Origin of the sequence: Pararhizobium sp. (assembly GCF_035497515.1) — a bacterium.
Taxonomy (GTDB): Bacteria; Pseudomonadota; Alphaproteobacteria; order Rhizobiales; family Rhizobiaceae; genus Pararhizobium.
This window is the reverse complement of record NZ_DATJDJ010000169.1, coordinates 1-26,045: the sequence shown is the minus strand read 5'-3', so window position 1 is coordinate 26,045 and position 26,045 is coordinate 1. Positions and strand designations below refer to the sequence as shown.

At 60.2% G+C, this 26,045-nt stretch carries 21 protein-coding genes and 1 riboswitch; of the genes, 11 read left to right on the top strand and 10 right to left on the bottom strand.

The features are described 5' to 3' along the window. The first annotated feature begins 73 nt into the window (after positions 1-73). Positions 74-1,744: a hypothetical protein gene (locus VL202_RS17195; protein WP_325465308.1), complete on the top strand. Its 1,671-nt coding sequence runs from the start codon at positions 74-76 to the stop codon at positions 1,742-1,744. A gap of 98 nt (positions 1,745-1,842) precedes the next feature. Here the strand turns inward: VL202_RS17195 and VL202_RS17190 are convergent, their stop codons facing one another. Together VL202_RS17190 and VL202_RS17185 are read right to left on the bottom strand one after the other, a co-directional pair. Further along, positions 1,843-2,937, bottom strand: coding sequence for a hybrid-cluster NAD(P)-dependent oxidoreductase (locus tag VL202_RS17190; RefSeq protein ID WP_325465307.1), 1,095 nt, complete (start codon positions 2,935-2,937; stop codon positions 1,843-1,845). Position 2,938: 1 nt separating this feature from the next. Then, entirely contained in the window at positions 2,939-4,183 is a 1,245-nt protein-coding gene (locus tag VL202_RS17185; protein ID WP_325465306.1) for an aromatic ring-hydroxylating dioxygenase subunit alpha, read from the bottom strand. A gap of 116 nt (positions 4,184-4,299) precedes the next feature. Beyond that, positions 4,300-4,498: riboswitch (cobalamin riboswitch) on the bottom strand. 353 nt (positions 4,499-4,851) lie between these two features. On the opposite strand from VL202_RS17185, the gene VL202_RS17180 reads away from it, so the two are divergent. Further along, positions 4,852-5,457 carry a DUF6656 family protein gene (locus VL202_RS17180; RefSeq protein ID WP_325465305.1) on the top strand — a complete coding sequence of 202 codons (606 nt, stop codon included), beginning with the start codon at positions 4,852-4,854 and terminating at the stop codon, positions 5,455-5,457. A gap of 6 nt (positions 5,458-5,463) precedes the next feature. Here the strand turns inward: VL202_RS17180 and VL202_RS17175 are convergent, their stop codons facing one another. After that, a complete protein-coding gene (locus VL202_RS17175; protein WP_325465304.1) occupies positions 5,464-6,525 on the bottom strand; it encodes a diguanylate cyclase domain-containing protein in 1,062 nt (353 codons plus the stop codon). A gap of 209 nt (positions 6,526-6,734) precedes the next feature. Here VL202_RS17175 and VL202_RS17170 point away from each other — a divergent pair, with 209 nt between their 5' ends. Continuing rightward, positions 6,735-7,709, top strand: a complete 975-nt coding sequence (locus VL202_RS17170; RefSeq protein ID WP_325465303.1) for an L-threonylcarbamoyladenylate synthase — start codon at positions 6,735-6,737, stop codon at positions 7,707-7,709. A gap of 3 nt (positions 7,710-7,712) precedes the next feature. Next, the gene (locus VL202_RS17165) at positions 7,713-9,149 is read left to right on the top strand and encodes an FAD-binding oxidoreductase (protein WP_325465302.1); all 1,437 of its coding nucleotides are present in this window, start codon (positions 7,713-7,715) and stop codon (positions 9,147-9,149) included. A gap of 7 nt (positions 9,150-9,156) precedes the next feature. On the opposite strand, the gene VL202_RS17160 is transcribed toward VL202_RS17165, so the two are convergent. Beyond that, positions 9,157-11,457, bottom strand: coding sequence for a DUF1217 domain-containing protein (locus VL202_RS17160; RefSeq protein WP_325465301.1), 2,301 nt, complete (start codon positions 11,455-11,457; stop codon positions 9,157-9,159). Positions 11,458-11,793: 336 nt separating this feature from the next. Between VL202_RS17160 and VL202_RS17155 the strand changes: the two genes are divergently transcribed. Continuing rightward, the gene (locus VL202_RS17155; protein WP_325465300.1) at positions 11,794-12,360 is read left to right on the top strand and encodes a DUF6101 family protein; all 567 of its coding nucleotides are present in this window, start codon (positions 11,794-11,796) and stop codon (positions 12,358-12,360) included. A 320-nt stretch (positions 12,361-12,680) separates the two neighbouring features. On the opposite strand, the gene ubiA is transcribed toward VL202_RS17155, so the two are convergent. From ubiA to VL202_RS17140, 3 genes are all read right to left on the bottom strand, one after another. Next, a complete protein-coding gene (gene ubiA, locus VL202_RS17150) occupies positions 12,681-13,655 on the bottom strand; it encodes a 4-hydroxybenzoate octaprenyltransferase (protein ID WP_325465299.1) in 975 nt (324 codons plus the stop codon). Between the two features lie 67 nt (positions 13,656-13,722). Next, positions 13,723-14,532: a MipA/OmpV family protein gene (locus VL202_RS17145; RefSeq protein ID WP_414692881.1), complete on the bottom strand. Its 810-nt coding sequence runs from the start codon at positions 14,530-14,532 to the stop codon at positions 13,723-13,725. Between the two features lie 212 nt (positions 14,533-14,744). After that, a complete protein-coding gene (locus tag VL202_RS17140) occupies positions 14,745-15,560 on the bottom strand; it encodes a helix-turn-helix transcriptional regulator (protein WP_325465298.1) in 816 nt (271 codons plus the stop codon). A 112-nt stretch (positions 15,561-15,672) separates the two neighbouring features. Between VL202_RS17140 and VL202_RS17135 the strand changes: the two genes are divergently transcribed. The 6 genes from VL202_RS17135 (at position 15,673) to VL202_RS17110 (ending at position 23,638) form a co-directional block, all read left to right on the top strand. Continuing rightward, on the top strand, positions 15,673-16,872 hold the full coding sequence (locus VL202_RS17135) for an MFS transporter (RefSeq protein ID WP_325465297.1): 1,200 nt from the start codon (positions 15,673-15,675) through the stop codon (positions 16,870-16,872). A gap of 215 nt (positions 16,873-17,087) precedes the next feature. After that, on the top strand, positions 17,088-17,804 hold the full coding sequence (locus VL202_RS17130) for a class I SAM-dependent methyltransferase (RefSeq protein ID WP_325465296.1): 717 nt from the start codon (positions 17,088-17,090) through the stop codon (positions 17,802-17,804). Positions 17,805-18,209: 405 nt separating this feature from the next. Continuing rightward, positions 18,210-19,253 carry a spermidine/putrescine ABC transporter substrate-binding protein gene (locus tag VL202_RS17125; protein ID WP_325465295.1) on the top strand — a complete coding sequence of 348 codons (1,044 nt, stop codon included), beginning with the start codon at positions 18,210-18,212 and terminating at the stop codon, positions 19,251-19,253. Further along, positions 19,250-21,643 (top strand): bifunctional diguanylate cyclase/phosphodiesterase, encoded by a 2,394-nt coding sequence (locus tag VL202_RS17120; protein WP_325465294.1) that lies wholly within the window; start codon positions 19,250-19,252, stop codon positions 21,641-21,643. The genes VL202_RS17125 and VL202_RS17120 overlap by 4 nt, the downstream gene beginning before the upstream one ends. 95 nt (positions 21,644-21,738) lie before the next feature. Continuing rightward, positions 21,739-23,013, top strand: a complete 1,275-nt coding sequence (gene purD, locus VL202_RS17115) for a phosphoribosylamine--glycine ligase (protein WP_325465293.1) — start codon at positions 21,739-21,741, stop codon at positions 23,011-23,013. Positions 23,014-23,107: 94 nt separating this feature from the next. After that, a complete protein-coding gene (locus VL202_RS17110) occupies positions 23,108-23,638 on the top strand; it encodes a plant virulence effector HPE1-like domain-containing protein (protein ID WP_325465292.1) in 531 nt (176 codons plus the stop codon). Positions 23,639-23,936: 298 nt separating this feature from the next. On the opposite strand, the gene VL202_RS17105 is transcribed toward VL202_RS17110, so the two are convergent. The 3 genes from VL202_RS17105 to VL202_RS17095 are packed head-to-tail and all read right to left on the bottom strand — an operon-like array spanning position 23,937 to position 25,996. Continuing rightward, a complete protein-coding gene (locus VL202_RS17105; protein WP_325465291.1) occupies positions 23,937-24,263 on the bottom strand; it encodes a transcriptional regulator in 327 nt (108 codons plus the stop codon). A gap of 2 nt (positions 24,264-24,265) precedes the next feature. Further along, positions 24,266-24,592, bottom strand: coding sequence for a type II toxin-antitoxin system RelE/ParE family toxin (locus VL202_RS17100; protein WP_325465290.1), 327 nt, complete (start codon positions 24,590-24,592; stop codon positions 24,266-24,268). Between the two features lie 48 nt (positions 24,593-24,640). After that, positions 24,641-25,996: a glycine--tRNA ligase subunit beta gene (locus tag VL202_RS17095; protein ID WP_414692886.1), complete on the bottom strand. Its 1,356-nt coding sequence runs from the start codon at positions 25,994-25,996 to the stop codon at positions 24,641-24,643. Positions 25,997-26,045: the final 49 nt, after the last annotated feature.

Below are 26,045 nucleotides of genomic sequence, written 5' to 3'. Positions count from 1 at the left end.
TGGGCAATCCTTTTCATGCTTTTGACCGTATGACCGTTTCAGACCACGGACAATTCCTGCACATGATGAGCAGATGACGACAAAGATTGTAATCAGCAGCAACCGCGCGACACCTGTATCGGTGCTTCAGACGGACAGCATTTTCGTGCTCAACAAGGGCGTGACGCTCAGCACCGCCGCGACCGCCATCGTCGCGACGGGCGCTGCGACCGCGCGCGACTTCTACATCAACGGCACGGTGATCTCGGGCTCGAGCTACGCCGTCCAGTTCGGCACGGCTTCAGTTGCCGACAGCAAGAGCGAATTCGTCGTCAGCAGCACCGGCCAGGTGACGGGCAAGGAATACGGCCTCAAGGTCAACAGCGGCAGCCTCGAACTGACCAACCATGGCACGATCGCGGCGAAGCTGACCGCGATCACCGCCGGCGGCAAGGCGACCCATCTGGTCAATTCCGGCCTGATCGAATCCTCCGCCTCCATCGGCATATCCGCATCCGGCGCCGGTTCCGTCATCACCAATCACGGCACGACCCATGCGGCGGCCAACGCCGTCCAACTCTCGGGCGCATCGGTGGTTCTCACCAACAATGGCGAGTTGCGCTCTGACAAGGCTGCCGCCATTTCCTCGTCCGGCGCGAGCGCGACGCTGACCAACCACGGCACGGCGATCGGCCATGGCACCGCCATCGTCTCCTCCGGCGCATCCGTCAAGATCACCAATGACGGCGCGGTCACCTCCACCAAAGGGATCGCCATCCAGGCGAAGGGGGCGGCCGCCATCGTCACCAACAGCGGCACGATCAAGGCCGTCAAGGATGCGCTGGTGCTCCTGGGCGACGACGGCAAGGTGACCAACAATGGCCTGATCAAGTCCTCGGCCTATGCGATTGCGGTTTCGGCCGACGACGCGATCGTCACCAACAACAAGACGATCACCGCAGGCGGCGGCATCAAGGCCGCCGGAACCGGCGAAACCGTTACCAATTACGGCACGATTACCGGCACGCTCTCGACATTGGCAACGGTGGATTTTTCCGGCGCCACCAAGTCGAGCCTGCACAACAATGGCCTGATCCAGTCGGCCGGCACCGCCTTTCTCGGCAGCAATGCCGTCGATTCCGTCTTCAACAGCGGCACCATCAACGGAACGATCCGGCTTGGCGGCGGCAATGATTATTTCGACGGCACCGGCGGAAAGGTTAACGGCACCGTCTCCGGCGGTGCCGGCAACGACGTCTATGTGGTCAGCGACGCAACGATCAAGCTGTCGGAATCGGCGGCTGGCGGCACCGATCTGGTAAAATCCAGCGTCTCGTTCATCCTTGCCGCCAATATCGAGAACCTGACGCTGAACGGCACGGCCAGCATCAAGGCAACCGGCAATGCTCAAGCCAACCTGCTGCATGGCAACAGTGGCGCCAACACGATCGACGGCAAGGCCGGCAATGATACGATCTGGGGCCATGGCGGTGCCGACATCCTCAGCGGCGGCAGCGGCGCCGACCAGTTCGTCTTCGCCACGAGGGATGGCAAGGACACCATCACCGACTTCACGGCCACCGGCTCAGCCCATGACCTGCTCGACCTGACCGGTCTTGCCAGCATCACCAGCTACAAAGACCTGACCCAGCATCACATGACACAAATCGGCAGCGACGTGCTGATCGATGGCCTGAACGGCGACAGCATTCTGCTGAAGAATGTGAAGCTTTCCGCTTTGGACGCGGGCGATTTCATTTTTTGAGAAGTTGAGGCCGGTCTCCGTCTTCTCAGCGATCTTCCCGGTCGAAGTTCTCGTCGAGCGGCATACCCGGCGCAGCGGCTTTGCTCCGGGCAATGGGCTCACGCCTCGATCTGCACGTCGCCGAGCGGTCGCGAACAGCAGGCGAGGATGTAGCCTTCATCGATTTCGTCGTCGAGGATACCGCCATTGTGGTTCATCTCGACCTCACCGGAGATCTTCATGACGCGGCAGGTGCCGCAGAGGCCGCCTTCGCAGGCAGCACCGATGCGCACGCCGGCCGACCGCGCGGTCTGCAGGATGGTCTGGCCGGGTTGGCACATGGCTTCCTTGCCGGCCATGGTGAAGGTGATGGTAGCAACGGTTTCGCCGTCCTGTCCCGCTCCGTCGCGGATCGCCAGTTCTTCGGCTGCGGGTGCAGCCGCCGGCTGGAAGCTTTCCTCGTGATAGCGATTCATGTCGAAGCCGACGCTTTCCAGCATCGCCTTGACGCCCTTCATGAACGGTTCCGGCCCGCAACAGAAAACCGTGCGCTCGCGGAAATCGGGCGAAAGCAGCGCCAGCTTGGAGGTTTCGATCCGGCCGCGCAGGCCGTGCCAGCCGTGGCGCGGCGCATGGGTCTCGACGATGAAGCCAAGGTTCATCTTCGGCATGTTGCGGGCGATGTTCTCAAGTTCCTCGCGAAACAGGAGATCATCCGGTTGGCGGGCGCAGGACAGGAAGGTGACGTCCGTCTGCGGCGCGCAATCGGCCATCCAGCGGGTCATCGACATCATCGGTGTGATACCAGAGCCGGCCGAGATGAACAGGTATTTTTCACCCGGATGGCGCACGAAGGAAAAGTCGCCGAGCGGCCCGAAGGCCTTCAGCTTCATACCCGGCTTCAGATGATCGAACATCCAGCGTGTACCGATGCTCGTCGCCTGTGCCTTGACGGTGACGGCAATCGAGAACGGACGCGATGGCGTCGAGGACAGCGTATAGGTGCGATGCACCGGCTCGTCCGGCGTCACCGGCAGCTCGAGCGTGACGAACTGGCCCGGCAGATAACGGAACCAGCTGTCCCTGTCGGCCTTGAAGCCGAAGGTCATCACATCCGGCGCCTCGTGGGTGACGGAGATGCATTCCAGAAGCTGCTGCCGGTCGTTGAAGGGCTGCAGTTCGTCGAAGTGACGGAAGGAGGAAACAATCGTCATGTCAGGCGACCCGAACCAGAGGGGTGGAGGCTCCGTGCAGGCGGTCAGCCATGAAGTTGGTGTACCATTCGACGAACTGCATCACGCCGCCTTCGTGTTCCGGCGAATAGGGGCCGGGCTGATAGGCGGGCGAGCGGATGCCGAAAGCGTTTTCCTCGACGATCTGCCGATCCTGATCGTTGGTCTCGGTCCAGACATGCGTCAGTTCCTCGAGATTGTAATCGACGCCCTCGACGGCCTCCTTGTGCACCAGCCACTTGGTGGTGACCTGCGTCAGTTCAGGTCCGAGCGGCAGCACGCGGAAGGTGATGGCGTGATCGGTCAGCACATGGTTCCAGGTCGAGGGATAGTGGAACAGCAGAAGCGTGCCGATATGGCTCTGGCTGACATCGTCGGACAGCTGACGCTTGACGGCGGGCTTGCCCGACATCGTGTAGCTTTCGGCATCCTGGATCAGCGGCATGCGGGCGACGCGGAACTGGCCGCTCCTGTCCATGCGGAATTCGCTCGGCAGGCCGGACGCCTCGCACTTCGCCCAGTGCCCGGCGATTATCGGATCGTCCTTGGCGCCCTGCACACCGGTCGCCGTCGGCGCTTCCGGATAGGTGCGGCAGAGCTCGGGATGATTGGCGGCGCAATGATAGCACTCGCGGTTGTTTTCCCAGACGAGCTTCCAGTTGCCCTTCTCGATGATCGTGCTTTCGAAAGCGACCTTGGTGTCCTTCAGATTGTGCGGCGTGACGTAGGAGGAGACCATGTCGCGAACCGGGTGGAAATCCATCGCCTCGTCGGCAAGGCAGATGAAGATGTAGCCGCCGATGGTTTCGCAATGGATGGGTTTGAGGCCATGCTGGTTCTTGTCGAAATCCTCGCCCATCTGGCGGGCAAAGAGCAGCTTGCCGTCGAGCTCGTAGGTCCACTGGTGATAGGGACAGACAAGCTTGGCGGACGACCCCTTGGCGCCAGCGCAAACGCGCGAGCCGCGATGGCGGCAGGAATTGTGCAGCGCCCGGACGGTACCGGTGCGATCGCGGACGATGACGACCGGATATTCGCCAACCTGCACGGTAAAATAGTTGCCGGCCTTGGGGATTTCGCAATCATGGCCGATGAACAGCCAGTCCTTGTACCAGATCTCTTCCATATCGAGCTTGAAAAGATCGGGATCGGTATAGAAAGCCTGTTCAAGGCTATGCCCGGCACGCCGGGTCTTCAATTTGCGGAGAACTTCGCTGCGGAGATCCATGGTCTGTTCCTTGTGCTCACCACGTTTCACGAGTTGCGGCGCACAGGAAGGAACCACCCGCGCCGGGAAAGCGCGTGTTTCGTGGTTCATCTTCCGGCTGCCCGCCGCAACCAAAACATCAATTTCTTCACAAGGCTGGTTTCCGGGCTCTGGAGCTGTCCCTTGCGGACTATCCCGACGCCTTCCCGGATTTCTCCAGTGGCCTTTTGCCGAGGTTTCGCTCCACCACCGTTGCGGGGGCAGCGCCGGATTTTGACCGGCTTCCCAATTCTCCGCCTTCCCCATTGAGGCGACACCTTGAGTGTCTTTATCTAGCCCTATGTCGAAGTCGGACAGGCGTCGATTAGCGACATCGATTTCCAGAATGACGACACTGTTCACGCTGCCTTAAAAATGTGCATAACTGTGTATTTTATAAGCAAAAACAAAGAGATTATCTGAAATTGCAGCAGAAGTCGCGTTTTCAGCCAGCTGCCCGAACCAGTCGCGGAGCGATCGTCTTTTTACGACATTTGACGACGTGCGATATCCCGACGCAACGCAAGCGCCGCACCATGATGGGCCGTTAACGTCCGAAAAGATTACGTTAACCTCGACGCGGTAATTTCCTGACAGAGAGTTTCCGCCCCGGCCTGCTCTGCAAGCCGCTGTGATTCTGGTGCTGGCCCATGTCAAACCTGAAATATTTCGACGCTGCCGCCGTCAAGAAACCGGTTCAATCGCCGAAAGCCGCGATCTATACCGAGTTCCTGCGCACAGGACGCATCAACCGGCACAAGGAGAATTGGGACGCGACCCAAAGGCGGTACCTGACCCATGACGAGGTTGCCGCCCGCACCGGCAAGAAGCTCAAAGCCGCAGGAACCGTGACGCACGAGCGGATCAACAACTTTCACCAGTCGATCCAGTTCCCGAAGATGCTGTTTCACCGCACGCTGGCGGGAAGCCCGCATCTCGGCTATTGCCATGTTACGGCGGCACGCACGAAATTCGCCAAGTTCGACGATGTGCGCTGGTCCTTCTATATCGCCAACTTCTTTTCCGACATCGGCGATGACGAGCGCTTCTTCGACAAGATCAAGATGGGCTATTCGCGCATGTATTTCGCCGTGGCGACCGAGATGGACGCCGAGGCCGGCAAACTCAGCATCAACCGGGCCATCCACGAGAACGGCCTCTTGTTCCGCACCCGCGATCCGAAGGAAGCGCTGAAGAACGTCTTGATGCTCGGCGCACGCAACGAACAATTGCGGCGCATCATCAACACCCTCTAGCCGCGCCTATTTCTTGTAGATCAGCCAGTCCCTGCCGACCGGCGCCTCGTCCTCGACACCGTGAACCGACGTCTGGTCGCCACCCTTGGCCTGCGCCCGGGCCATCGCCTTTTCGGCGAGATTGACGAGGGCGAACGCGTTGCCGGCGCCATCGGCCGTGCAGATGCCGACGGAGAGCGTGCCGTTTCCAAGACTTCGGCCGGTTTTCGGATGTTTGAATTCCGTACCGCGAAGGCTGGCGCGCAACAGCGAAATCAGCCGCACGATCTCGCCCTGGTCGCCGCTGTTGAGCAGGAAGCCGAAACGGACGCCGTCGAGGCGCACGGCCAGTCCGCTGGACGGAAATGCCTGCTGGATCACGCCGCCGATATGGCGGGCCAGGTGATCGGGCAGCGCCGCGATCTGCTGGCCGGACAGGCGCGGGCCGGGATCGAGTTCGGCAATGGCGATGCCACAGGCCTGCGGCCGCTCAGCATCGCTATAGACGCGCGCCAGCGCCTTGTTGAACGAGCGGCGATTGCCAAGACCCGTTGCCGCATCGGTGAATTTTGTCGCCTCGAAATCCGCAAGCTCCTTCTGGATTCCGGTAATGACCGTCGATTGCGCCGTCACGCTCTGCTCCAGTTCCGCATTCTGCGATACCTGGCGTTCGGTCGCCTGCTGCAGGGCGCGGATGGAACTCTTGAGGATCGACTGGCCATTCTCGTCCGTGTCACCAAGAGCCTTCGAAGCCTCGCCAATGATGCGGCCGTAATCGGTGAGCGACGTCTTTTCCCGCGTCAGCAGGGTCATGAAGTTGCTCATCTCGTCCCGCACCATCGTGGTCGATCGGGCAAGCACGCTGGCTTCGTGATGATGCGGCAGATATTTGCGGCCGAGTTCGTCCAGCGCAGCCTGCGACTTGTATTTTCCGAGTGCGATGAAGTCCCGCACCAGCTCCGGATTGGCGCCGGCATAGGCTTCGTAGACAAGCTCGTAATTCCGGGGGACCGCGTCTATGCCCATCTGGTGCATGGCCGTTGCGATACGCAGCGCGAGATCGCTCGGCATGGATTTCTTCTGGGCCATTCTCGCTCCGGGTTCACGCGGGATTTACATGGGTTAACACGGGCCACTTTCCGTTGTTCTAACCGGAACCCTCGGATTTTAGGCAATGGCCGTCCTTTGGCGGGCGAAGCCGCAAATGCCCTTGGCAAGGCCGCGCCAAGACCTGTAAAGGAGACGGCAGAGCGCCGGGCCGACGAGACTGCAGGTCCGCGCCGCCCCTTGGAAAGCGCATGACCCTGATCATCGATACACGCACCGAACCCGACCGCGCCCTGGCGCACGCCTGCGAAACGCTCGAGGCTGGCCTGCCGGTCGCGATACCCACGGAAACGGTCTACGGGCTGGCGGCCGACGCCACCAATCCCGATGCCATCGGCCGCATCTATGAAATGAAGGGTCGCCCTCGCTTCAATCCGCTGATCTGCCATGTCGCCGATTTCGCGATGGCCGAACAGCATGTCAGCTTCGATCCGATATCGCGCCAGCTTGCGGACGCCTTCTGGCCCGGTCCGCTGACCCTCATTCTGCCGCTGAAATCCGGCAGCAGCGTGCATTCGCTCGCCTCCGCCGGGCTGGATACGCTGGGCGTGCGCATGCCCGACGGCTTTTCGCGCGCGGTCATTGCCCGCTTCGGCCGGCCGCTGGCGGCGCCGAGCGCCAATACGTCCGGCAAGATCAGCCCGACCAGCGCCACCCATGTCGAAGCAGACCTCGGCGACAGACTCGCCCTGATCCTCGATGCCGGCCCGGCCGATATCGGGCTGGAATCCACCATTGTGAAGGTGGAGGGCGACAATATCCGCTTGCTGCGGCCGGGAGGCCTCGATGTCGCCGATATCGAGAAACTGACCGGCAGGACCGTGCTGCGCGCTGAAACCGCTGGGGCCGCGATCGAGGCGCCGGGTATGCTGGCGTCGCATTATGCGCCAGGAGCGGCCGTACGGCTCGATGCCACCGATGTCCGGGCCGGCGAGGCGCTGATCCGGTTCGGCGGCAAGCCGCTGCCGGGCGAGGACAAGGCCGCGCTGGTGCTCGATCTCAGCCTATCAGGCGACCTGCGCGAAGCCGCCGCCAATCTCTTTGCCTATATGAAGCAGGCCGATGCCTCGAAGGCCTCGACCATCGCCTTCGGATCGATCCCGCACGAAGGACTGGGCGAAGCCATTCTCGACCGGCTTGAACGCGCCGCCGCGCCAAGGGAATAGCCGATGACCACCACTGCTCTCTCTCCCGAACTCATCGCCCGTTTCGCGGCAATCGTCGGCCCGGCCGATGCCCTGACAAGTCCGGGCGACGTCGCACCCTATCTCGTGGAAACGCGCGGGCTCTACAAGGGAACCAGCCCGCTCGTGCTGAGGCCCGGCAGCGTCGAGGATGTCTCCGCCATTATGAAACTTGCGACCGCGACGGGCACGCCGATCGTGCCGCAGGGCGGCAATACCGGGCATGTGGCCGGCGGAATCCCCCGTACGGGCGAAAACGACGTGGTGCTGTCGCTGGAACGGCTGAACCGTATCCGCGACATCGATCCGGTCGGCAATGTCATCGTCGCCGATGCCGGCTGTATCCTCGCCGATATCCAGACGGCGGCCGAGGCGCATAACCGGCTGTTTCCGCTCTCGCTCGGTTCGGAAGGATCCTGCCGGATCGGCGGCAATCTCTCCACCAATGCCGGTGGCACGGCCGTGCTTGCCTATGGCAATATGCGGCAACTGTGCCTCGGTCTCGAAGTCGTGCTGCCGACCGGCGAGGTCTGGGACGGGTTGCGGCGACTGAAGAAGGACAATACGGGTTACGACCTGCGCGACCTGTTCATCGGCGCCGAGGGCACGCTCGGGGTCATCACCGGGGCCGTGTTGAAACTGTTTCCGCAGCCGCTCGGCCATCAGGTCGCCTTTGCCGGCCTGAAGAGCGTTGCCGACGCGCTCGCTTTGTTCGACAGCGCCTCAAGCCTCTGCGGCCCGGCGTTGACCGGCTTCGAGCTGATGCCGCGCCTTGGCGTCGAGTTCACGGCAAAGCACATTCCCGGCGTCCGCGATCCGATGGAGACGACGCATGCCTGGTACGCGCTGATCGACATTTCCACCTCCGATTCGGCCGAGAGCGCCGAGCGGATGATGCAGGCGCTGCTGGAGGCGGAAATCGCCAGCGGGCTGGTCGAAAACGCGGTGATCGCGACCAACGAAACCCAGCGCAGGAGTCTCTGGCACATGCGCGAAAGCATGTCACCGGCGCAGAAGCCGGAAGGCGGATCGATCAAGCATGATGTCTCGGTGCCGGTGTCCAGCATTCCCGCCTTTATGGCGGAGGCTGACGCGGCGGTGATGGCAGCCATTCCCGGCGCCCGCATCTGCTCCTTCGGCCATATAGGCGACGGCAATATTCACTACAATATCTCGCAACCCATCGGCGCCGACAAGGACGCCTTCATCGCCCGCTGGCGCGAGATGAATACGATCGTTCACGGCATCGTGCTGCGCTACAACGGTTCGATCTCGGCCGAGCACGGCATCGGCCAGCTGAAGCGCGACGAACTGGCCGAGGTGCGCGCGCCGATCGAGATCGACCTGATGCAGCGGATCAAGCACGCCTTCGACCCTGCCGGGATCATGAATCCCGACAAGGTCCTGAAGGCTCAAGGGTGATAAACAATTAGCCGCCGAGGCGGAGCTGGGACAGGCTCATCAGCGTATCGGCGCTGATCCCGCCGCCCCCGCGGCTCGACAGGATCAGTTCCGCGCCGGAAACATCGACATTGTTTTCGATGTCATAGAGCGCGGTGAACCGCTGCAGCAGCTTTCCCAGTTTTTCCGGATCGTGCAGGTCCTCGATCTCGAGTACCCTGTTGATATAGGCGTACTGGACGTCGACATCAGCGCTCGACATTTCCTCGGGGATGCTGAAGGTCGTCTGGATGACCTGCAGCAGCGCGCTGTCTGCGAGAAGATCGTAGGCGGTATTGACGCCCTCTGCCATGCGGCGGAAATAAAGCGCCAGGCGCACGCCGGCATTGTCCTCGCCCTTTTCCTCTTCCAGCGTCTGGTTGAGATAGAGGTTTTCTGTCTCCAACAGGCCGCGCCGCGTCTGGATGCCCTGCCCCGGCCTGGCGAGATTGCCTTCGCTGTCGAAATTGTAGGACGAAACGATCTGCTTGTAGATTTCGGTGTCCGGCTCGGTGTTGATGAAGCTGCCGGGATCGTCGAAATCGGATTCGAACATCTGGCGCAGATAGTCCGTCGTCACCTCTTCCGGGTCGAGACCCGCGGCGACGACGATGAAATCGACCAGGCGTCGATTGGACAGGAGGTCGCCGAGCGTTTTGACCTTCTCGACCTCGGCACTGTAATATTTCGACTCCTCCGTCGCCTTGGTCTTGTCGTCTTCCGTGCCGAACCGACTTTTCTCGATGACATAGGACTTGGCGGTGTTGAGGATTTCCGATTCCGACTGAGCCAGCATCGGCGTGCCCAATGTTCCGTCGGCCTTGAAGTTGAAGGCCTTGGCGAGCTCGACGTATCGGTCGTCCTTGAGCGTATAGACATAGCTCCTGGGATCGGTGAGATCGCTGGTCAGCACCTTCCTCAGCTTGCGCGCGGAATCGCCTTCATCCTCCAGTCCGACGGCTGTCAGCACCAGCTTCATGATCTTGGCATCGGCCAGGAGACCATCGACATCGGAAACGAGGCTGATCAGCGTCTTGTAGGACGTGATCAGCGCCTCGTCGGCCGCCTCGTCGGCATCGTCATATCGGGCTGTCCATAGGGCATCGGTTTTCGCCGTCTGGGCTGCCGTCTGGGCATTACCGGCAGTCACAGTTCCATCCGCCTGGAAGTTGAAGGCCGCCGCCAGTTCCTTGTAGATGACGTTGTATTCGCCGCCCTGCGTATTGGCGTAGCTGGTGGGGTCGCTCAGATCGCTGGTGACGATGTTTTCGAATGTCGATGTCAGGAAACCCGACGGCAGGGCATAGGCGATGCGCAGATAGGCGAACATCCGGCTGTTGCCGATGATGTCGCTGACATTGTCCACCGTCGAGATGGTCGAATCGTAATAGAGCTTGTTCAACTGCGCGGCCGAAGAGGACAGGCGCGGCTGCTGGAAGACATAGGCCTCGTTGGTCGATGCCTTCTGCGCATCCGACATCGCCTTGTCGCCGCTGGCGAGCGTCCCGTCATCCTGGAAATTGAAGGCGGCGGCGAGCGGCCTGTAGTCCGGTGCGTTGTTGATCTGAGCCTGATACTGCGCGATCAGCTTGCTGGCGGCGCTGCTGCTGTTGGCGAGATCCGCCGGCGTGGCGCCGTTCTGGACGGCGGTGATCTTGTCCTGCAGGCCCTGGATGTAGGCCGCCGCCTTGACGTTCACATAGCTGCTGGAATCGCTGACATCGCTGGTGACCACGCCCTTGAAATGGGCATAGTCCATATATTTCGGATCGTAGCCGAAGGCGGTGAGGACGTAATTCTTAAGCTTCTCGTTCTGCCAGAGCTGGTCGACATTGGTGACGGTGTCCATCACTGCGTTAAAATAGACCGAGTCCGATTTGACTGCATCATCCTGGTTGGCGATGGTCTGGTTGTAGAGACCGATCAGCGCGTCTTCCTGTGCGTCGCTTTGGACCACTTCCGTCGATTGCGAGAAACTGAAGGCCATCGCGAAATTGCGATAACGTTCGTCCGTCAGCATGTTGGCGTAGCTGCTATCGTCGCTGAGGTCGCTTTCCAGCACCTTGCGCATGAAAGCCGTGGCATAGGTCATGTCTTCCAGGCCATGCGCTTTCATGGCGTAGGAGTAGAGCCGGTAGTCGCCGAGGAAGTCGTCGATCGACGTGACCTTGCCGATATTCTCCTTGTAATACTGGCTTTCGCGGGCAACCAGCACCTGTTCGGAGGTGCGCTGCAGGCTCGTCTTCATATCGCGGGTAATGAGATTATAGTCGATATAAGTGGAAACCATTGCCGCTCTGCCGATCGCCTGAAACTGTTGACGGAACGCCATCCGAACGGACGCAATCCCGCACCCTGCGGTCATAACCGCCGGCAGGATGGACGGTTTGCCTTGCGCGTGGCTTTCCCAAAGGCGTGCCGGCCTATGCGAAATGCCGCAGATTTTTTTCACATTTGAGAAACCGTGCCGCGTTGGTCTTTGCTAACCATCAGGAAATGCAAAGTTTTTTAACTGCGATTTTTAAGTCGTCTCAAACGGGAGCCGCCTATCTTGAGGTCACAGAGGACGAAAAGTCCCGAAGAGAAGACCGGGAACCGGCTCTCAAGGAAAACAAGGGCGATTGAAATGCTGAAGACACTTTCTCAACCGGCTTGGGTCGAAACCACGCTGCGACTGGATCCGAAACGCTTTCCCCAGCAGGCAAGCTACAGCTTGCGCGGACAGTCGAGCAATGTCACCATCAGTCTTGACGAGCGCGGCGCTGTCATGCGCAAGGTTCTGCCGTCCAGCGGATTGCCCCTGTCGATCGCCCTGCCCGCCCGCGCCTTCAAGGGTGTTGCGGCCCGTGCCATCGACCACGGAGATGGAGATGTGACCGTGACGCTCGAACTTCACCATGACGATCCGGACCTGTGCATTCCGCTGCTGGTCGCCCACGATCTCGCCGACATCGCCGCCGATTGGCGCAGCTGGTCGGAAGCCTACCGCATCCCGATGCTGATGGTCGAAGCCGACGGCGTTGCCCGGCCGCTGGAAGATCATCTCGGCGAGGTCCGCACCCGCGAAATCAAGCCACGTCGCCGCCATTCGCTTTTTAACGATCGCCGCCCGCGTTTCCTGATGCGCCGCTCCACCGGCAGCCTCGGCGTGACCATGAAAATCGACGGCCGGGAAATCATCGCCCGCAACTGATTTTCGACACAATCCTCGACAGCTCCTCCAGTGCAAAAGACCGGCCGTCCCCTGCGGCCGGTTTTTTGTTTTTGTATTTTCAGCCGGTTACGGATGATCTTCCGGAAACACCGGCAAAGCCTTCTTGATGCCATATGCGGCCAGCACAGTGCAGCAACGAGAAGGAGACAGCCATGCGCACATTCATCCACGCGGCGATTGCCGCGATTTCCGCCCGCTTCACTCGGATGAAGAAGAGCCGCGACACGGACTTGAGCTGGGCTTGAATATGATGGTTTGCTGCGGTGGACCCTTGCCCTCCGGCCCGGCCGGAGGGTTTTTTATATCAGCCGGACAACAAGGGCCGCGCAAAGCCCGATGAAGACGATCAGGCCGACAATGCCGTTGAACTTGAACAGCGCGAGGCACTGCGTGGCGTCGTGGATGTCGAGCACCAGGATCTGGTAGAACAGCAGTACGGCCGCGACCAGAAGGCCGACATAGGCAAGAAAGCCGGCGCCGGCGAAGGCAAAGGCGACGAACAGCAGGAAAACCGTCAGCCCGTAGAGACCGAACAACCACGGACGCGGACGATCCCCGAAGCGCCGGGCCGTCGAACGGACACCGATCAATTCGTCGTCCTCCTTGTCCTGATAGGCATAGATGGTGTCGTAACCGACCGTCCAGGCGATCGCCGCCAGATAAAGCACGACCGCCACGATACCGATGCTGCCGAACTCGGCAGACCATCCCATCAGCGCGCCCCAGGAAAAGGCCAGCCCGAGGAAGAATTGCGGCCAGTCGGTAAAGCGCTTGGCAAATGGATAGACCGCGATGAACACCAGCGAAAACACGCCGAGGAAAATGGAAAAGCCGTTGAACTGCAACAGCACGAGCAGTCCGGCCAGCGCCTGCAGCACCATGAAGACCTTGGCCTGAAACCGCGTCACGCGGCCGGAGGGCAGCGGTCGCGACCGGGTGCGCGCCACTTCCATGTCGATATCGTGGTCTATGATGTCATTATAGGTGCAGCCCGCACCGCGCATGGCGACCGCGCCGATGAAGAACAGGGTGAGGTGCAGGACGAACCGGCCCGCCGAGAACGTGCCGAGCGATGCCGCCGCATTGGCTGCGAGCCCCGCCGACCAGAAGCAGGGCCACATCAGCAATTGCCAGCCGATCGGCCTGTCCCAGCGGGCGAGCTGCGCATAGGGCCAGAGCAGCCTTGGCAGGACGCGGTAGACCCAATTGTTGGACGGCGCATCGAAAACGCGCTCGGAATCTGCTGGACGGGAATCGGCAGGACTGGTGCTCATGCCGCCTGTTTGCAGCGGCGGGCCCGCGCGGTCAAGCGATCAGGTGCCGCGCGCCTGCGGCAATATCTCAATCCAGCGAGAAATCGAAGCGATAGGTCGCCGCAAGGCCAAAGAGCAACTGGTTGCGGCTGCCGCCCTCGTTGACGATGCTCGAATCCGCCGCAGGCCCCATCAGGCGCTTGTATTCAACGAAGGCACTGGTATCGAGCTTTTCGGTCGCCTTCCATGTGATCGCGGCACCGGCACCGACGGAACCGATACCGCCGGAGGGCGTATATTTGGAATAGCCGGATTTTGCCGCTTCAGATGAGCTTACCCCGTAATAGGCGTCGAAATAATCGCTGGTCGCCGCCGACAGGCGCGGACCGGCCGACAGACGGACATTGTCGCTGACATCGACGAAACCATCGGCCGCCACGTCGGCGACCAGACCATGATGGCTGCGGATGCCCTGGCGCAGTTCGGCGCGGATGCGCAGCCAGTCCGTCGGATAGACTTCGGCGAAACCGCCGAGTTCGCCGCCGAAGCGCACGGGATCGAGCCCCTTCAGGTCGGAGGACGTATCCTCGTCGCGCTCGAAGATCAGCTTGCCGGCCACACCGGCGCGGAACGCGCCTTGGTCCACGAAAGCGAAGGCGGGATTGTCATTGCGCGAGGAGAACCGCACGGTGCTGCCGGCGCGTCCGAACGAGATCAGGGGGGCGGCCTGGAACAGGCGATCCGAGCCGCCATCATATTTCGGCCCGATAAAACCGGTTGCACCGACCTTTAAATACCAGTCGCCCGACCAGAAATGCTGCCCGTCCTGCGCTTCGGCAGACAGCGGAACGGCGAAAATCAGGCCAACGGAGAGAAAGAAAGCAGACGGACGGAACAAGGCGGCAACTCCGGGTACAAGCCCTTGGACGCCCGATGCCAAGGGGTCCCGGCAACGAAAGGGCAAACTGTCATGGATCGTTTCGGGGCGTTATAGGCCTTGCCTCCCTACCATCCCGTTAACCAGATGCCTTTAGCCATTCTTTCCCATGAAGCTCCGCTTATATTCAACAACATCATAGGCTTAGGACCGATCGACGTGTTCTGGTACGTTCAGGCCGCGCGGGATTTAAGATAGGTGCTGGGTGAACTGCCGAGCATGCGGCGGAACATCGTGGTGAATGCAGCAATGTTTTCATAGCCGGCGTCGAGCGCCACATTGGTCACCGGCTCTCCTGCCGCGAGACGCGGTAGCGAGGCGAAAAGGCAGGCCTGCTGTCGCCAGGTGACGAAGCTGACGCCGGTCTCGGCGCGAAACAACCGGGTGAAGGAACGACGGCTCATGCCGAGCGCGCCCGCCCAGTCGTCGATGCCGGCGTTGGCGGCGGGCGCTTTCAGAAAATGCCGGCACAGGCGGGTGAGCCGCTCGTTACCGGGAAACGGCAGGCCAAGCGGCCGCTCCGGCAGGCGACCGATCTCGTCGAGCAGCAATTCCATGATCAACAACTGGCGCCGCTCGGACATCGGCTTGTCATCCGACAATACCAGTTCCTCGATCAGGCTTGCGGCAAGGGTCGTCACTTCCAGCACGCGCGTATCTGGAACATCGACGACGGACGAGCCGACATAGATCGAATGCATGCGCACGTCGCTGATCATCTCGGTCGAATGCTCGAGGCCGGCGGGAATGAGCAGCGCGTGACCGGGCGGGATCATCCAGCGCCCACGGGTGGTGCTGACCAGCACGACACCGCTGCGCGCGCACCAGAGCTGCGCCTTGCCGTGGCTGTGGGCCGGAACCCGGAAGCCGGCGGGATAGACACGCCCAAGCGCCACGACCGGCTCATTGGCCGTTTCGATCCAGGACAGGCTGGCGAAATGGTCTTGTTGGTCCTGGACTGCCGCACCGGTCAGGTCGATTGTTCGCATTTGGCCCACTCTCGAAAGTATGCGACCAGAGCACGAAAGCAGGCCATGTTCAAGCATTGTAGAGACGGTGTTTATCCAAAAATACGTGAACGACGGGCAAGGAACACCAGCCATGGCCAGTATTACATCGGGCGCTCCGATCAACGCGGAAAAGACGGCTGTTTCCGTCATTCTCGCCGTCAGCTTCTGCCACATGATGAACGACATCATGCAATCGCTGCTGACTTCGCTCTATCCGCTGCTCAAGGCGAATTACGCGCTCGACTTCGTGCAGATCGGCCTCCTGACCTTCGCCTTCCAGGTTACCGCATCGCTGCTGCAGCCCGCCGTTGGCGTCGTCACCGATCGCTGGCCCATGCCGTTCTCGCTGCCATCGGCCATGCTGTCGACCTGCGCCGGCCTGATCACACTTGCCAATGCCCATGAATTCTATGTCCTGGTCATCGGCGCCTGCCTGATCGGCATCGGCTCGGCCATCTTCCATCCGGAAGCATCGCGCATCGCCCGGCTTGCCTCCGGTGGCCGTCATGGTCTGGCGCAGTCACTGTTCCAGGTCGGCGGCAATACCGGCACGGCGATCGGGCCGCTGCTCGCCGCCTTCATCGTCGTCCCGCAAGGCCAGCACAGCCTCAGCTGGTTCTCGATCATCGCGCTGACCGGTTTCGTCGTCCTGTCCTGGGTCAGCGTCTGGTACACGCGCCATCGCCGCAGCTCAGCCGGTCGCAAGGTCGTCAGCCGCACGCTACCCCTGCCCCGCAGCCAAGTCATGTGGACGCTGATCGTGCTGGTCATCCTGACGGCGACGAAGAATGCTTATCTCTCCAGCCTGTCCAGCTATTTCACCTTCTTCACGATCGATAAGTTCGGTCTCGGCGTTCAGGACGCACAGTTGCTCCTCTTCCTGTTCCTCGGCGCTTCGGCTGCCGGCGTGATCTTCGGCGGGCCGATCGGTGACCGTTTCGGCGCCCGCTTCGTCATATGGTTCTCGATCCTTGGCGTCATCCCGTTTGCACTGCTGCTGCCCTATGCCAACCTGTTCTGGACGGCAGCACTGGTCATCCTGATCGGTTTCATCTTCTCCTCGGCCTTCTCCGCCATCGTGGTGTTCGCACAGGAACTGGTGCCCGGCCGCGTCGGCCTGATCGCCGGCATGTTCTTCGGCTTTGCCTTCGGCTTCGGCGGCATCGGCGCCGCGGTCCTCGGCGTCTTCGCCGACCGGGAAGGCATCGAGTTCGTCTATACCGTCTGCTCCTACATGCCCCTGCTCGGCTTGCTCACCGTCTTCCTGCCGAAGCTGCCGAGCCATCGGTAAATCTGAAAACGGGGCTTCCCCTGACGAGCTTCATGACGCGAGGCAGGGGAAACTCCAGACAATCGACAACGAGGTCCGCGAATTGAGGGGGGCTCGGAGATGTCAGATTGACTCAGTCGGAATGCCGGTGTTGTGATAACTGGGATTTCGCAGCCGAGCGCGCGACGCGCTGCGTCTGCGACGGCGTTCACACAAGCAATAGGCGTCTGACTGTTATGACTGAGCAAACTCAATTCGATGACGCGGCATTTGCAGAATGGCTGAAGAAGAATCCCGGTGGCGAATATTCTCTTTTCTCCGCGCGGAAGACGGCCGCCGGCATAAGCAAGGGCCGGCCGCATCCCACACTCGGCCCACGACTGCAGGTGGACAGCGACTGGTGGGAGGCAGGCAAACCCATCGTCAACGAACTGTTGGAATTTCATCGGATTTCCGAGACTGCAACCGTTTGCGACTACGGCTGCGGAAGCCTTAGAATTGGTGCTCACTTCCTCAAACGACAGCCAAAAGGATGTTTTTTTGGATTGGATGTGACTGAGGATTTTATCTCATACGGCAGAGAGTTAATCGGCGCGGATTTACTTGAAGAAAAGCGTCCTACAATAGGTTCAATTAAATCCACGTTAGATAAAGTGATCGCCGCTCAATGCGATGTGCTGTATTCGACTCATGTCGCGATCCATGTCCATCCCGATGAAAAAACAACATATCTCAACAACCTCAAGGAAATTTGCCACAAGCCGGGCTCGACGATCATATTTGACGCGCTTATTTCAAAGGATCGAGTGAGATTTCGTAATTCGGGTTGGGGATGGCCGATCAAATTTTACGTTGAAGCCATGGCACCGTTCGTCTTAAGCGGTCTTTCATACAGGCGCCCCCGCGAAAATGTGGGGCACGAATATTTTTTTGCTTTCGAGCGTCCACTGTAAGCACTATTTGGGCGAGGGAAGAGCTTTGACGTCTGATCTGCCAAAGACAGAGCCTGACGTTGGTGAGTTGAGAATATTCATATCGTCCTTACACTCCCCTATGACCTTTTCACAACGGCGCCGCTTCACAGTGGCGCCGACATATAAATTCGAAGGCTTGTCTCGCAGCCCGAAACCGTCACGTTTCGATCTCTGACGCGTAGACTTATTGCCGGCGCCCCATGCACGAAATGCGCTGAGGTCGCCATCGCAACAAAATATTTCAAAAAGGGAATCCGCTAAAAATACAACTTTAGATAATCAATATTGTCGCTCATTCGGCAAAGCTGAATAAGTGCATCCCCTTGTAAGTATTCATCAAGCATTGCGCGCTAAGGTTCACCTGGGACTATCGGGGTGATCTTCATGCGCATAGCATTCCTTGCCGTTTCCGCCGCTCTGGGCGCTTCGTTTGCAGCATCGCCGGGACATGCCGAAACGCTCAATCTGCTGATATGGGAATCCTATATCGACCAGAACATCCTTGATCGCTGGACGGAAAAGACCGGCGTTACCGTCAATCAGATTTATTACGACAGCGGCGATGCGCGCGACGCGGTGCTGTCGGATCCGAACAGTAACATCGATTTGGCCGTGGTCGGCGAGAACGGCGCCGAGCTGTTCGGCAAACGGGGTGTTCTGGAGCCGCTATCGGACAGGAATGTCGCGTCGCTGAAGGACTACAAGCCTGACTGGAATGCGCGATGCGCCGGCTATGCCATGCCCTATCTCTGGGGCACGATGGGCATCGTCTACCGGTCCGACATGGTGAAGACCACACCGACCTCCTGGAGCGACCTGATGGCGCCGGCACCGGCGCTGAAAAAGCACATCGCCATGTACGACGATCACAACGAGGCCTTCATTGCGCCCCTCGTCCTGCTCGGCAAGTCGATCAACGCCAATGATAACGAGACGCTGAAGGCCGCTTTCGAAGTGATGAAGAAGCAGGCACCGTTCGTGCTGACCTACGATTACGTGATCACCTCGATCCAGAACCCCGGCTACGGCAAGAGCATCTACATGGCGCTCGCCTATAGCGGCGACCAGCATGTGCTGAACGAGAAAGCCGGCACGCCCGGCGTCTGGCGCTATGCCGTGCCGAAGGAAGGTACGCTGTCCTGGCTCGACTGCATGGCGGTGACGTCGGCCTCGCCGCGCAAAGCGCTTGCCCTGCAACTGCTCGATTATATCGGCTCGGCCGAAAGCGCTGCCGCCAATGCCGAAAGCCTGACCATGCCGACCGCCAGCGAAGCGGCGTTGAAACTCATTCCGGCCGAGATGCGCGACAATCCGGAAATCTATACGCCGGCCGACATTCTTGCCAGGAGCCAGTACCAGAAGGAGCTTTCCGTCCAGTCGATCCAGACCCGCCGGCGCATCATCAGCTCGATGGCAAACTTCCAGTGACGCTTGGCAAACGCGCTTTTTTCCTGATCTTTCCGGTCGTACTGGCAGGCTACCTGCTTGCCGCCGTGTCGGTCTATATCGCGCAGGGGCATTTCGTGCTGGCGCTCGAACGGGCACGCCTGTCGCAGCAACTCGATCACATGGCCGCCATCTTCCGCAGCGAAGTCGCCCAGAGTCGCAGCTTTCTCTATTCGATCCTCGAGGGCAACGCGGTGCGCCTGTTCGTGTCCGAGACCGATGAGGCCTATCGCAACAATGCGCTGAGCCTGCGGCTGCAGCAGAGCATCGGCTCGCTGTCCGACGATCCGAAGAAATTCGTCTCCTTCGCCATCCTCAATCCAGACATGTCGACCGGTTACTATTTCGAAAACAGCGAAGATCCCTTCGCCGAGATCGGCGAGGCGCAGTTTTCACTGGCGCGCCGGCTGACGGGCGGCAGCCAGCTCAGGGACTGGACATTCCTTCACGCCGAGCAGACGCGACAACTGATCGTCTATTCCGAATTCATCGACCCCGCCACTTTCAGCCGGCCGTTGCCGAGTGCCAAGGCAAGCGCACTGCTGGTGCAGGTCGCGATCGAACCCACCCAGTTTCTCGATATGCAGAAGACGCTGGAGGCCGAATATGGAGCCGGGATCGAATTTGACACCGCACCGCTGCTGGTTGCCCGCGAGGATCTTTCCGCTTCCGTCCGTCTTGCGCCATCGGTGTTTGCGACACTGTCGGCGCCTGAAAATCGCCAGTCCGGCAATATGGACCAACTGAAGCTGCTGCTCGGTTTTGGCGCGCTGGTCATGAGCCTCGTCTCCGTCGGGCTGATGATCGGGCTGATCCGGCGTTTCATCACCAATCCGATCTCGGCGCTCGACCTGCAGGTGACGGCCGTCATGAACGGCACGAACGAAGGCATCAGGGAAACCGGCGCTGCCGGTGAAATCGGCCGTTTAACAGGCAATATCAAGCAATTGCACGACCAGTCACAGCGCGCTCTGAAGCTGGTGCAGCATGCATCCTGGACCGACACGCTGACAGGCATCAGCAATCGCGGCCACTTCAACACACTTGCCGCCGATATCGTCCATGACGTGATAACCGAAGGCCGGCATTGCAGCCTGCTCTTCATCGACATCGACAATTTCAAGTTCGTCAACGACAAGTACGGCCACGAGGTCGGCGACGAACTCCTGAAAATGCTGGCGGCGCGGATTGAAGTTTCTGTCGGTTCGATCGTCATTCGCCGCGCCTTGGCTCCCATGGTCATTGCGCGGCTTTCCGGTGACGAATTCGCCATTCTCTTGCAATCGACACCGCATGACGGAACGGTCCGGGAAACATGCAACGCGATCCTTGATCTTTTCTCGAACGGCTTTGAAGTCCGCGGCAAGCATTATCCCGTCACGGCCAGCATCGGCGTCGCCATCTGTCCGACGGATGCGACCAATCTCGCCGAATTGGTCTCGAACGCGGATGCGGCGATGTATCAGGCGAAGACCAATGGCAAGAACCGTTCCTCGCGCTTCTCCCGGGCGCTGCAGGACAAGCGCGACCGGGTTCGCCATATCCAGGAAGAGCTGCGGCTGGTCGATCCCGACGAACAATTCCACCTCGTCTACATGCCCATCGTCGATGCCGGCGGCAAGGTGACGGGTTGCGAGGCCCTGCTGCGCTGGGTTTCCCCGGTGCTCGGCAATGTGACGCCGGACGAATTCGTGCCGATCGCCGAGAGCAATGGCCTGTTCACCAAGATCGACTGGTGGGTGATCAACCGCGCCATGTCCGAACACAACAGCCTGAAGGCGCTGTTCGGGCCGGAGACCGTGCTGGCCATCAATATTTCCTCGGCCGAACTGCACTCCAAGTCGATCAGCGATTATTTCGTCAATTGCCTGGAGGAACACGGGCTCGATCCACGGACGATCGAGATCGAGCTGACGGAAACCTACGCGGTCAAGCTTGGCGACCAGTTGCATCGCAATATCGAGAGCCTGCGCGAGCGCGGTTTCCGTATTTCGATCGACGACTTTGGCGCGGGCTATACCTCCGTCCAGCAGATCATCGAATATACCGCCGACACGATCAAGCTCGACCGGGCGCTGGTGGACAATCTCGCCAACGAGGAATCGCTGCCGGCCCTGAAAGCCATGATCGCCCTTTGCCACGCCCAGGACATGGCGGTTGTCGGCGAAGGCGTGGATAGCAACGAGAAGCTGGCCATGCTGACGGCGGCCGGTTGCGATCATTTTCAGGGCTATCTCATCAGCAAGCCGCAAACACTGTCGGATCTGGCGATCTGGGCACTGAAACGAACGGCCGAAATCAGCGGCCGTGACGGCGACCGCATTCTGGCCGGTGATCGCAGGCGCCGCGCCGGGACCTCCGATCCGCTCTGAACGCCGGGAATGCTGGTATAGCCCGGATTTCTCCTTGACCTTGCGCCCCCCTCGCCTTAACCGCCTTTTCAACACGTAAGGCGCGGGAGCAGGCGATGAGAGTTCTTTTGATCGGGTCGGGCGGACGTGAACATGCCTTGGCATGGAAGCTGGCCCAGTCGCCTCTTCTGTCAGCACTTTATGCTGCTCCCGGTAATCCCGGCATTGCCGAGGAGGCAACGATCGTCGACCTCGAGACCGAGGACAACGACGCGGTTCTTTCCTTCTGCAAGACTGAAGCGATCGATTTTGTCGTCGTTGGTCCGGAAGCGCCGCTGGTGGCCGGCCTTGCCGACACGCTGCGCGCCGGCGGCATCGCCGTCTTCGGACCATCAGCAGCTGCAGCCCAGCTTGAAGGCTCCAAGGGCTTTACCAAGGATATCTGCGCCAAGTACAACATCCCGACTGGTGCCTATCAGCGCTTTACCGCCGCCGAGCCGGCAAAAAACTATATCCGCGCACAGGGCGCGCCGATCGTCATCAAGGCGGATGGTCTGGCCGCCGGCAAGGGCGTGACGGTCGCGATGACGCTTGACGAGGCGCTGGATGCCGTCGACAGCTGCTTTTCCGGCGCGTTCGGTGCGGCCGGCGCCGAGGTCGTGGTCGAGGCCTATCTCGACGGCGAGGAAGCAAGCTTTTTCTGCCTGTGCGACGGCAAGACCGCGCTGGCACTGGCGTCGGCGCAGGATCACAAGCGCGTCGGCGATGGCGATACCGGCCCGAACACCGGCGGCATGGGCGCCTATTCACCCGCCCCGGTGATGACATCAGACATGGTCGAGCGCACCATGCGCGAGATCATCGAACCGACGATATCTGGCATGGCCGACAGCGGCCACCCCTTCACCGGCGTGCTGTTCGCCGGACTGATGATCACCGCCAAGGGACCGGAACTGATCGAATACAATGTCCGTTTCGGCGATCCGGAATGCCAGGTGCTGATGATGCGGCTGAAGAGCGATCTGCTGCCGCTGCTCCACGCGGCCGCGACAGGCACGCTTGCTTCCGTCAGCGCCGAATGGCGTGACGATGTCGCCCTGACGGTTGTCATGGCGTCGAAGGGTTATCCCGCCGCCTATGAGAAAAACACGCCGATCGCCAGCCTGCCGTCGGCGGGCGACACCACGAAGGTGTTCCATGCTGGCACGGCGGTGAAAGACGGGCAGTTGGTGGCGACCGGGGGCCGCGTGCTGAATGTCACAGCCGTGGGCGGAAGCGTCAGTGCCGCCAAGGACATGGCCTATACGACGCTCGACCAGGTGGTTTGGGACAACGGCTTCTGTCGCCGGGATATCGGCTGGCAGGCTGTCGCCCGCGAGAAGACGGCCTGAAAACAAGAAACTCATTCAATCTTTACCAATTCTCCTGACGGGAACGTAACGGAGAACGGATATTTTCGTCTGAAGATTTCAGAGGAGACTGCCTATGCGCGCCCTGTTGTTCACTCTCGCCAGCCTGGCCTGCGCCGGCGTCGCCAGCGCGTCTTCCATTGAAAACCTCGCAACCGGTCCGACCGATGACCGCAGCGTCGCACATTTTTCCTGTCCCGATTGCACTGCACCGGTCGTGGCCAGGAAGAACCTCTATGTCGTTCCGGAAATCGCCCATGGCTCGGAGCGGACGGAACTGAAGAACATCAACGGCGAGATGAAGGTGGTGCGCACCGAAGCCTGGCTCGGCGGCTCCCCCGTGGTCTTCATCAGCAAGGCTTCGGACGATGATATCAAGGCTGCGGAAGCGAAGACCGCGCCTTTGAAACAACCGCTGCAGACCGCCATAACAGCCGAAAAGCCGGTGCAATCCGAAGCCGCGGCAACGACAACACCGGTCATCGATACGGCAGCGAAAACAGGCTCGCTCGAGACCGCGTCCATGGCCAGCATGGCGTCGCTCACGCCGCAAGACAGCCATTCACAAGAAGTTGATCTCGAAAAGTTCGAACTTCGGTTAAAATAATTCGACCTCAACAGTCCCTGCCCTAGCCAGTCGTGCTTTGCGGCTGAATCGGGCATTCGCCTCCAGGCGAGAAATTGCGTCCCTGAGAGAAGCGGGGGCGCAATTTTTTTGCCATTTTCCATGACGGCGAATGTCGAAAACGCGGCGGCCCATCAACCCTGTATTTCAAGACGCGCTGCCAGATCCTTGATCTGCCTGTCGGAAAAGACCGCGATCCCGTTAAAGCGCCGCGCGTCAAATATGACGCGCAAAGGTCGCTTTAGCACTTTAAATATGCACAAGCGGCTTGGCTTGCCGGTCATGCCGCCTCTTCGGTCACTTCCACGGAAACGCGAATGCCCGCCGCATGTTGCAAATGCATGATCACGTTAAACAGATTGTCGGCACGAGGATTGCCCTTGGCACTGAACATGCGCATCAGGCTTTTGGACGGGATGCCGACGCTTTCGGCCAGTGTCTCGAAACCGATGGTCGCATTGATGTAATCACGCAGCACGGCCTTGCCGTCATCCAGATTGCCGGACAGGAGCAGATCGAGCGCTTCGGAGAGCAAGGCGGAGCGGAAAGCTTCATCGCGATCGGCGCGCGCCTTGATCGTTTCGCGAAAATCCCGTGTCAGCGTCATGTTCACGTCTCCGTTTTCCGACGTTTGTAGATCAGCCATCGCGCATGGGCGTCGTCTATGTCGCGCTGCTGGCGCTTCTTCGTGCCGCCACCCAGCAAGAGTATCAACACATTGCCCATGATTCCGAAATAGACCCGGTAACCGGGACCATAGTCGATCTTCAATTCCTGCAGTCCGCCGCCAATTCCTTTGACCTTGGAAATATTGCCACGCTGCAGGCGGTTCAATGAGACAACGATACGCGCGGCAGCCTGAGCATCGAGGTCATTGAACCAATCTGCAAAGGGACTGGTACCATCGACATTCAGATATTCTTTCAGTTCCGGCATTACATGGTAACCTATATGGAACTTTTGGCAAGCTCGCCCGGAGTGATCCTATCCCGCGATCTTCGAGAAATCCGCCACCGTTCCCGTTGCCGCGCGGATCTGGCCGAGCAGCGCAAGACGATTGGCGCGGATGGCCGGGTCCTCGTCGTTGACGAGCACATCGGCAAAGAACTGGTCCACCGGGCCGCGCAGGGTCGAGAGCGCTTCCATCGCTGACCGGAAGTCCTCGCTGGCAATGGCCTTGCTGGCGTCTGACGAAGCCTGTGTCACCGCAGCGTAAAGCGCCTTTTCGGCATCGAGCTTCAAGAGCGCCGCATCGACGGTTGCGGCGACCTGCGTGCCCTTCTTTTCCTCGGCGGCGAGCAGTTGCGTCGCACGCTTGGTGCCGGCGAGCAGGTTCAGGCCCTCTTCCGAGGTGATGAAGGCGGTGAGCGCCTCGACGCGGCGGGCGACCATCAGGAGGTCGTCAGCCTCCGGCGTCAGCACAGCATCGATCAGATCATGGCGGGCGCCGAGGTCACGCAGATAGACCTTGAGGCGGTCGTGGAAGAAGGAGAGGAGGTCAGATATGACTACGTCCGGCCTAATGTCAGCCTTCGAATTAATTATTTGCAACTGATAACCTTCCCGCAAGTAGCTCTCTAACTTGCTGGTTCGATCCATTGCTCTTTGATACTCTTCCCAAATTTGCTTGACTGCTACATTTTGAGGAAGGTTTTTTGCGATTGATCTCGCCATTCCAAGTGTGGAGATGGAGCTTCCAGAGAAACCGCCGCCCATCTGCTTTTCTTCTTTAAAGATTGAAAATGCACCGCCTAAAAACACCACCAAATCAAAATGGGAGAAAAATACTTTTGCAAGATCCAACCGAACCTTTCGCTCCAGCATCATCCGGATCACGCCTAAAGCCGCACGCCGCAGCGCATACGGGTCCTTCGAACCCGTCGGCTTTTCGTCGATCGCCCAGAAACCGACTAGCGTATCCAGCTTGTCGGCCAGCGCCACCGTCAGGCCGACGGCGTCGCCTGGGAGGCGGTCGGAGGGGCCGTTGGGTTTCCAGTGATCCTCGATCGCGGCTGCGACGGATGCGTCCTCGCCCTGCAGAGTCGCATACTTGCGGCCCATGAGGCCCTGCAGTTCAGGGAACTCCCCGACAGCTTCGGTCCGTAGGTCCGCCTTCGCCAGCACCACGGCGCGATCGACAAGGACCGGGTCGGCTCCGGTTGCCTTGGCCAATTCGGCAGCCAATGCTCGAATGCGCGCAACGCGATCACCCTGCGTGCCCAGCTTGGCGTGGAACGTCACGTTCAACGCATCCAGCTTGGCCATGCGCTGGTCGAGCGGCTTTTTCAGGTCGAGGTCGAATTTCGCGGCGGAGGCTTGAAGCGTTTCGAGGTCTGGCAGATTGCCCTGGTCGCGGGTCCAGAAATGTTTGGCATCCGAGAGACGCGCG

Coding starts and splice junctions, on each gene's coding strand:
- VL202_RS17135 (WP_325465297.1), top strand. CDS start 15,673: ATGGCCAGTATTACATCGGGCGCTCCGATCAACGCGGAAAAGACGGCT.
- VL202_RS17105 (WP_325465291.1), bottom strand. CDS start 24,263: ATGACGCTGACACGGGATTTTCGCGAAACGATCAAGGCGCGCGCCGAT.
- VL202_RS17175 (WP_325465304.1), bottom strand. CDS start 6,525: ATGGCCCAGAAGAAATCCATGCCGAGCGATCTCGCGCTGCGTATCGCA.
- purD (WP_325465293.1), top strand. CDS start 21,739: ATGAGAGTTCTTTTGATCGGGTCGGGCGGACGTGAACATGCCTTGGCA.
- VL202_RS17110 (WP_325465292.1), top strand. CDS start 23,108: ATGCGCGCCCTGTTGTTCACTCTCGCCAGCCTGGCCTGCGCCGGCGTC.
- VL202_RS17190 (WP_325465307.1), bottom strand. CDS start 2,937: ATGACGATTGTTTCCTCCTTCCGTCACTTCGACGAACTGCAGCCCTTC.
- VL202_RS17100 (WP_325465290.1), bottom strand. CDS start 24,592: ATGCCGGAACTGAAAGAATATCTGAATGTCGATGGTACCAGTCCCTTT.
- VL202_RS17180 (WP_325465305.1), top strand. CDS start 4,852: ATGTCAAACCTGAAATATTTCGACGCTGCCGCCGTCAAGAAACCGGTT.
- VL202_RS17170 (WP_325465303.1), top strand. CDS start 6,735: ATGACCCTGATCATCGATACACGCACCGAACCCGACCGCGCCCTGGCG.
- ubiA (WP_325465299.1), bottom strand. CDS start 13,655: ATGAGCACCAGTCCTGCCGATTCCCGTCCAGCAGATTCCGAGCGCGTT.
- VL202_RS17130 (WP_325465296.1), top strand. CDS start 17,088: ATGACTGAGCAAACTCAATTCGATGACGCGGCATTTGCAGAATGGCTG.
- VL202_RS17125 (WP_325465295.1), top strand. CDS start 18,210: ATGCGCATAGCATTCCTTGCCGTTTCCGCCGCTCTGGGCGCTTCGTTT.
- VL202_RS17155 (WP_325465300.1), top strand. CDS start 11,794: ATGCTGAAGACACTTTCTCAACCGGCTTGGGTCGAAACCACGCTGCGA.
- VL202_RS17185 (WP_325465306.1), bottom strand. CDS start 4,183: ATGGATCTCCGCAGCGAAGTTCTCCGCAAATTGAAGACCCGGCGTGCC.
- VL202_RS17140 (WP_325465298.1), bottom strand. CDS start 15,560: ATGCGAACAATCGACCTGACCGGTGCGGCAGTCCAGGACCAACAAGAC.
- VL202_RS17160 (WP_325465301.1), bottom strand. CDS start 11,457: ATGGTTTCCACTTATATCGACTATAATCTCATTACCCGCGATATGAAG.
- VL202_RS17165 (WP_325465302.1), top strand. CDS start 7,713: ATGACCACCACTGCTCTCTCTCCCGAACTCATCGCCCGTTTCGCGGCA.
- VL202_RS17195 (WP_325465308.1), top strand. CDS start 74: ATGACGACAAAGATTGTAATCAGCAGCAACCGCGCGACACCTGTATCG.